Annotated in this window: 6 protein-coding genes; 4 read left to right on the top strand and 2 right to left on the bottom strand. The window is 72.7% G+C overall.

Annotation, left to right across the window (positions count from 1 at the left end; translation table 11 throughout):
• Positions 1-106: 106 nt before the first annotated feature.
• Positions 107-1,183: a histidinol-phosphate transaminase gene (gene hisC / locus AB0P06_RS33100; RefSeq protein ID WP_363613987.1), complete on the bottom strand. Its 1,077-nt coding sequence runs from the start codon at positions 1,181-1,183 to the stop codon at positions 107-109.
• A gap of 332 nt (positions 1,184-1,515) precedes the next feature.
• Here hisC and AB0P06_RS33095 point away from each other — a divergent pair, with 332 nt between their 5' ends.
• The 3 genes from AB0P06_RS33095 (at position 1,516) to AB0P06_RS33085 (ending at position 5,182) form a co-directional block, all read left to right on the top strand.
• A complete protein-coding gene (locus AB0P06_RS33095; protein WP_363613985.1) occupies positions 1,516-2,673 on the top strand; it encodes a LacI family DNA-binding transcriptional regulator in 1,158 nt (385 codons plus the stop codon).
• A 113-nt stretch (positions 2,674-2,786) separates the two neighbouring features.
• Positions 2,787-4,007 carry a metallophosphoesterase gene (locus AB0P06_RS33090; RefSeq protein ID WP_363613982.1) on the top strand — a complete coding sequence of 407 codons (1,221 nt, stop codon included), beginning with the start codon at positions 2,787-2,789 and terminating at the stop codon, positions 4,005-4,007.
• A 245-nt stretch (positions 4,008-4,252) separates the two neighbouring features.
• On the top strand, positions 4,253-5,182 hold the full coding sequence (locus AB0P06_RS33085) for a hypothetical protein (RefSeq protein WP_363613980.1): 930 nt from the start codon (positions 4,253-4,255) through the stop codon (positions 5,180-5,182).
• A gap of 26 nt (positions 5,183-5,208) precedes the next feature.
• Here the strand turns inward: AB0P06_RS33085 and AB0P06_RS33080 are convergent, their stop codons facing one another.
• Positions 5,209-5,682: a DUF5994 family protein gene (locus AB0P06_RS33080; protein WP_363613993.1), complete on the bottom strand. Its 474-nt coding sequence runs from the start codon at positions 5,680-5,682 to the stop codon at positions 5,209-5,211.
• 154 nt (positions 5,683-5,836) lie between these two features.
• Here AB0P06_RS33080 and AB0P06_RS33075 point away from each other — a divergent pair, with 154 nt between their 5' ends.
• Entirely contained in the window at positions 5,837-6,370 is a 534-nt protein-coding gene (locus AB0P06_RS33075; protein ID WP_363613978.1) for a CBS domain-containing protein, read from the top strand.
• Positions 6,371-6,598: the final 228 nt, after the last annotated feature.

Raw genomic sequence — 6,598 nt, 5'->3', positions numbered from 1 at the left:
GCCGGTCAGCGACGGCACCAGGTCGAGCGGCGGCAGGTCGAGGTCGAGCACGGCGGTGCGGGTGAGCGGGCGGAAGACGGCCCGGCAGGGCGCTGCCGGACAGGCCCTACAGCTCCTTGCGGAAGGCCTCGGCCACCGAGAGGAAGATCGAGTTGCCCTCGACCTCGCCGATCGAGATCCGGACGCCCTCCGGGAACGGGCGGACGATCACGCCGGCCTCGGCGCAGGCCGCGGCGAACTCCGGGGAGCGGTCACCGAGCGCCAGCCAGACGAAGTTGGCCTGCGTGTCGGGGATCTCCCAGCCCTGGGCGCGCAGCCCGGCGACGACCCGGGTGCGCTCCTCGACCAGCGCGTCCACCCGGACCATCAGCGCCTCCTCGGCGCGCAGCGAGGCGACGGCCGCGTCCTGGGAGAGCTGGGTGACGCCGAACGGGACGGCGGTCTTGCGCAGCGCGTTCGCCACCGGCTCGTGCGCGATCGCGAAGCCGACCCGCATGCCCGCCAGGCCGTACGCCTTGGAGAAGGTGCGCAGCACACAGACGTTGGGCCGGTCGCGGTAGAGGTCGATGCCGTTGGGCACCTCGGGGTCGCGGATGAACTCGATGTACGCCTCGTCGATCACCACGAGGATGTCGGCGGGCACCGCGTCCAGGAAGCGCTCCAGCTCGGCGCGGTGGATCACGTTGCCGGTGGGGTTGTTGGGGTTGCAGACGAAGATCAGCCGGGTCTGCCCGGTGACCGCGGCGAGCATCGCGTCCAGGTCGTGGTCCCCGGCGGCGGTGAGCGGCACCGGGACGGGGGTCGCACCGGCGACCTGGGTGATGATCGGGTAGGCCTCGAACGAGCGCCAGGCGAACATCACCTCGTCGCCGGGGCCGGCGGTGGCGAGGATCAGCGACTGGGCGACGCCGACGGAGCCGGTGCCGGTGGCGATGTGCTCGGCCGGGACGTCGAAGTGCCGGGCCAGCTCGGCGGTGAGCTCGGTGACCGCCATGTCCGGGTACCGGTTGAGCGAGCCCGCCGCCGCGACCGCCGCTTCGAGCACACCGGGCAGCGGCTCGTACGGGTTCTCGTTGGAGGACAGCTTGTAGGCGTCGGCGCCGGCCGGCTTGCCGGGCTTGTAGGTGGGGATGCCGTCCAGGGTCGGCCTCAGCCGGGGCCCCTGTGCTGCCGTACCGCTCACGGTCCTTCTCCTTCTCTCTCCGCTGCGTTCGCGCCCGCCACGAACGGGATCGCCGCCGTACCCGGGATCTCGGAACGCACCCGGACCACCCCGGTCGGGTGCCCCGAACGATACCGACCGCGCTCACCCGTAGGAGTGAGATGCCCGGTCGGGTTACCGGTGCAGATCAGCCATTCTGCCGGGTTCCTTTGGCACATGTCAGAGGTAAGACGGCCGGTTTCGGGCAGGTATCGAAGGGGCGTGGGCGGGCTCACTCTTGGAGAAACGTATCTCCGAAGGCTTCCGATGCGCCGGTCACAGACCCTTGTCAGGAGCCATACGATCGGTCCGCCATGACAGCAGCAGCCAACCAGAGCGGTCGGCGACCCACCACCTCACGACGTCTGGAGCGGGCCGGCATCCGGGATGTGGCAGCAGCCGCCGGAGTGTCGATCACCACCGTCTCCGACGCGCTGAACGGTAAGGGCCGCCTGCCCGACGAGACCAGAAGCCGGGTGCGCGAGGTGGCCGAGCGCCTCGGCTACCGCCCCTCGGCAGCCGCCCGCACCCTGCGCACCGGACGATCCGGCCTGATCGGACTGACCGTCACGACCTACGGTGAAGAGCCTTTCACCTTCACCGAGTTCGCCTACTTCGCCGAGATGGCCCGCGCCGCCACCAGCGCCGCCCTCGGCCGCGGCTACGCGCTCGTGGTCCTGCCCGCCTCCTCCCGGCACGACGTCTGGGGCAACATCGCCCTCGACGGCACCGTGGTGATCGACCCGCCCGACCAGGACCCGCTGGTCAGCGAGCTGTACCGGTCCGGCGTCCCGGTGGTCAGCGACGGCAAGCCCGGCAACTGCCCGGTCACCGCCTGGGTCGACAACGACCACGAGGCCGCCGTGCTCGGCATCCTCGACCACCTCTCCGAGGCCGGCGCCCGCCGGATCGGCCTGCTCACCGGCACCAGCACCGACACCTACACCCGGCTCTCCACCGAGGCCTACCTCGGCTGGTGCGCCAAGGTCGGCCAGGAGCCGGTGTACGAGACCTACCCCGCGCACGACCCGGCCTCCGGCGCCGTCGCCGCCGACCGGCTGCTCGCCCGCCCGGACCGGCCGGACGCCGTCTACGGGCTCTTCGACCCCAACGGCACCGATCTGCTCGCCGCCGCCCGCCGGTACGGCCTGCGGGTACCGGACGACCTGCTGCTGGTCTGCTGCAGCGAGAGCGACGTCTACGCGACCACCGAACCGCCGATCACCACGCTCTCGCTCAAGCCCCGGCGGATCGGCACCACCGTCGTCAACCTGCTCATCGACGCCATCGAGGGCGTGGACTCCGGCACCGGCGTGGACATCGCGCGGCTCTTCCCGCCCCGTTTCCGCACCGCCGGCACCGGCCCGCCGCCCGGCACGCTGATGCCCACCGAGCTCATCGTGCGCGCCTCCTCCCAGCGGCGGAGCCCGCGCACCACCGTCAGCCCTCCCCGCTCCCCGGGCGAGATCTAGACCATACCTAGCCGGGACAAAACGGACCTGACGGACCGCCCGGCTGACGCTCCGGAGGATTGGATACCCACCAGGTGACGACGCCGGGAGAGTGGTCTTCCTATGATGGGCGAATGACACCCGAGGACCGCTTCCCCGGGCCTGAACACCCGGACTCAGGCCCCCGCCACCAGCCGGACCTCGACGTGCTGCCCTACGGCACCTACTACGAACCGGAGCCCGCCGGGGGCTATCCCGAGGCTTCGTACGAGGCGGAGACCTACAGCGGCTACGGCGGCGCCCGGTACCTCGAACAGCACTGGCCGGCCCCCGGGCAGGACCAGGAACACGGCGCCCCGCACACCACCGGCCACCACCCCGGACCGGAGCACACCGGCCACCACCCCGGCTACGAGCAGCCCCTCCCCGACCACTCCCCGCCCGCCGCCGCGCACCAGAGCGACGACCCGCCGACCATCGAGCTCGGCCCCCCGTTCACCGAGCCGGGCCTGCCGTACCACCCCTACCCCGCGCCCGGCCCCGGCGAGCCCCCCGGCCCGCTCTACGTCGTCGGCGACGTGCACGGCTACCTCGACGAACTCCGCTCCGAACTGCGCCACCAGGGCCTGATCGACGCCGACGGCCACTGGTCCGCCGGGCGCTCCCGGATCTGGTTCCTCGGCGACTTCACCGACCGCGGCCCCGACGGCATCGGCGTCATCGACCTGGTCATGCAGCTCGCCGCCGAGGCCGCCGCCGCCGGCGGCTACTGCCGCGCCCTGATGGGCAATCACGAACTGCTCTTCCTCGGCGCCGCCCGGTACGGCGACGAGCCCGTCCAGTCCACCGCCGGCACCGCCTCCTTCCTCGCCGCCTGGCGGCTCAACGGCGGCCAGCAGCACGACCTGGACCGCCTGGAGGGGCACCACATCAGCTGGCTCTCCCGGCTGCCGGCCATCGCGCTGGAGGACGGCCACCTGCTGCTGCACTCCGACACCACCGCCTACCTGGAGTACGGCGACTCCATCGCCGCGGTCAACGACGCCGTCCACGACCTGCTCGCCGACGAGGGCGTGGACGAGTGGTGGGACTGCTTCCGCCGCTTCACCAAGCGCTTCGCCTTCCGCGGCGACGCCGGCCCGATGGCCGTCCACGAGCTGCTCGACACCTACGGCGGCGCGCGCGTGGTGCACGGCCACAGCCCGATCCCGTACCTCACCGGCGCGGTGCACGCCGACGACGGCGCCCCGCCGCACATCCCCGGCCCGTACATCTACGCCGACGACCTCGCGGTCGCCATGGACGGCGGGGTCACCATGGAGGGGCGGCTGCTGGTCGCCCGGCTCCCGATCTGAACCGGTCGGCCGCGCCGAACCGACCGACGCGTCGCCCGCCCCTCCGCCAGTCCGTCCGTCCGTCCGTCAACCGGACAGGCGTTCGCCACCGCCCCTGACCTGCGCCGTTCCCCGGCCGGGGGCAAAGTTCCGGAAACCGACTGTCAACGCGGCCGCACCCGCCCCTACCATCGAGGCACACCACACCCGGCCGCTCGTGTGGCGGCCCGTCTCCGTGCCCGCCCGGCGGAGCGGACGGGGTTCGCATGAACGGGGTCCGTATGAACAACGCCCCGCATCTGCTCGCCGAGGACCGCCCGGACTTCGAGCGCCTCCTCGACGAAGCACTGCGCGACGGCACCATCCTCACCGCCCTGCGCGGGCCCGGCGCCCTCACCGCCGAGCAGCTGCGCACCAAGGCCCTGCGCGAGGCCGACGACATCGCGGCCGCGGCCGCCACCGAGTACGCGCACTACACCCGGCTGCGGCAGAGCCTGCGCGACACGCCCCCGCCCGGCCAGGGCGGCACGGCCGGCGCGCCGGGGCTGTTCAGCCAGCTGCGCTCGGCGAACGGCGGCGCCGGACTGTTCCCGGTCCTGACCGTGCTCACCCCGATCCTCGCCTGGGCCGCCGCCCTGGTCCTGCTCCTCATCGGGTACACGCTGCGCGCCGCCAACCCCGGTCTGGCGCTGGCCGGTTCGGTCCTGACGGCCGGCTGGCTGGCACTGGCGGCCGGCCTGGTCGCGATGGCGGCCGGGATCGTCGGACTGGTCCTCACCGCGCTGCGGGACGGCTCCGCGGCCCCCGCCGGCGCCGCCCCCGGGCTCGCGACCGAGGTCGCCGACGCCCGGCGCGCCTGGCAGCGCGCGCTGCGCGACCGCGCCCTGGTGGCGTACCTGCACGCCTGTCTGCACGCCGACCCGGCAGCACCGCCCGGCACCCCGGCGCCCGCCGACGGGCCGGTTCCGGCGGACCCGGCCCGGCCCGAATCCGCCCGGCCCGATTTCAGCAGCCCGGACTTCAGCAGCCCCGGCTACTCCAGCGGCCACTACTCCGGCCCCGGCTTCACCAGCCCCGGCGCCGACGGCCTCACCGACCCCGAAGGCCGCGAGCCGCGTACCGCCGCCTTCACCACCCCCGACTTCACCGGCCCCGGCTACACCCCGCCGGCCTTCACCGGCCCCGACGACGTCTGAGCGGCCAACACCCGCCCAGCTACGTGCTACTGACCCGTGTTCAGCCACCGAACCGGCCGGCCGAGCAGCTCGGCCGCCGGGGAGTGGTTCCCCGGCGCCGACGCCCCCGCCATGGCGGCGGCGGCCGTACCCGGCTCGGTACCGGGTGGCACCACGAGGAGGAGGAAGTGGTCCTCGAAGCCCCGGGTGAGGCTGATGGTCTCGGCGCTGGCGGGGAACCAGCCGATCCGGACCGATTGACCGTCCACGGTGACCGACCGGGGGATGTGGTACCAGGCCGAGGTGGACAGGCCGACCCGGAGGATGGGGCCCAGATGGACACTGAGCGCGGTGATCAGGTCCGGCAGCTCGGCCCGGGCGTCCTTCGTGCGGGGCCACCACGCGCCGTCGAACATCCCGCTGCGGGACATCGTCGGCTCCAGCACCAGCCGCGGCAGCAGGGGAACACCGGGGACGGACCACGGCCCCGGGGCGGAAGGAGTGGGAAGCGGAATCGGCATCATCAGGAGCCGCCCGTCCGGTCCGGAAAGAGGACCGATCATGACCCAGGGCGACACCAATGTGGGTACCGGTGTGCGACATGTCCTCGGTTGCCTCCCACGGTACTCCGCGCCGTCCCGCCCCCGGGCCGACCTGGCCCGGAGTAGCCTGGACATGTCCAGGGCACCCCGCATCCCGGTCACCTTCTCCGGCCTCGTCCTGGACGAAGGACCCTTCCGGGCGGCCGCCCTCGCCGCACCGGAGTCAGGCACCGGTGACACCGTGACCATCCACTCCACGAAGCCGACAGGCCTTCGCCACGACCTCACAGTCGCCGACGCGATGGAACCGTTCGAGTACCAGATCCCCGACGACAGCACCGTCGACCAGGCCGACGACATCCTCCGCAGCGCGGGCGTCCCCTACCTCCTCGTCCGTGACCACAACGGCCGCTGCGAAGGCCTGGTCACCCGGACGGGACTCCACCCGTTCCTCGCCCCGCCCTGGTACACCGAACTCACCCCGGTCAGCAGCACCAGGCACCAGCGCGGCCCGTTCGCCTGGCCGACCATGACCCTCTCCACGGCCGCTGTCGCGATGCGGATCAAGCACCTGACCGTCTGGCCGGTCATCGACGACGACGGCTACCTCCTCGGCATCCTCACCGCCGACCGGGTCGCCGGCCTGATCGACTCCGCCTCCGGCTGACCGGCGCGGAACCGCTGGGAGATCTTCATCAAGCAGAACATGAAAGCAAGCACCATCGGCATCTCCGTCACGCCCGGCCAGGGGCAGATCAACTCGATGCTCGGGAAGTACGTGCGGTAGCGCGTGGCATCACGGGTCAACAACCGGTAGCCGCGCACCGCCGCATGCGCACCGATGTGAAAGTCCGGCAACGGTGCGGGCTTCTGCCCGCCGCGCTTGCGGTACAGC

It is taken from the genome of Kitasatospora sp. NPDC088351 (assembly GCF_040685575.1).
GTDB lineage: Bacteria > Actinomycetota > Actinomycetes > Streptomycetales > Streptomycetaceae > Kitasatospora.
The sequence above is the reverse complement of the archived record's forward strand: the minus strand, read 5'-3'. Positions and strand labels throughout refer to the sequence as shown.

Bases quoted from the DNA above. Each gene is read 5' to 3' on its own strand.
- AB0P06_RS33075 (WP_363613978.1), top strand. From the start codon at position 5,837: ATGTCCAGGGCACCCCGCATCCCGGTCACCTTCTCCGGCCTCGTCCTG.
- AB0P06_RS33080 (WP_363613993.1), bottom strand. From the start codon at position 5,682: ATGCCGATTCCGCTTCCCACTCCTTCCGCCCCGGGGCCGTGGTCCGTC.
- AB0P06_RS33095 (WP_363613985.1), top strand. From the start codon at position 1,516: ATGACAGCAGCAGCCAACCAGAGCGGTCGGCGACCCACCACCTCACGA.
- AB0P06_RS33090 (WP_363613982.1), top strand. From the start codon at position 2,787: ATGACACCCGAGGACCGCTTCCCCGGGCCTGAACACCCGGACTCAGGC.
- AB0P06_RS33085 (WP_363613980.1), top strand. From the start codon at position 4,253: ATGAACGGGGTCCGTATGAACAACGCCCCGCATCTGCTCGCCGAGGAC.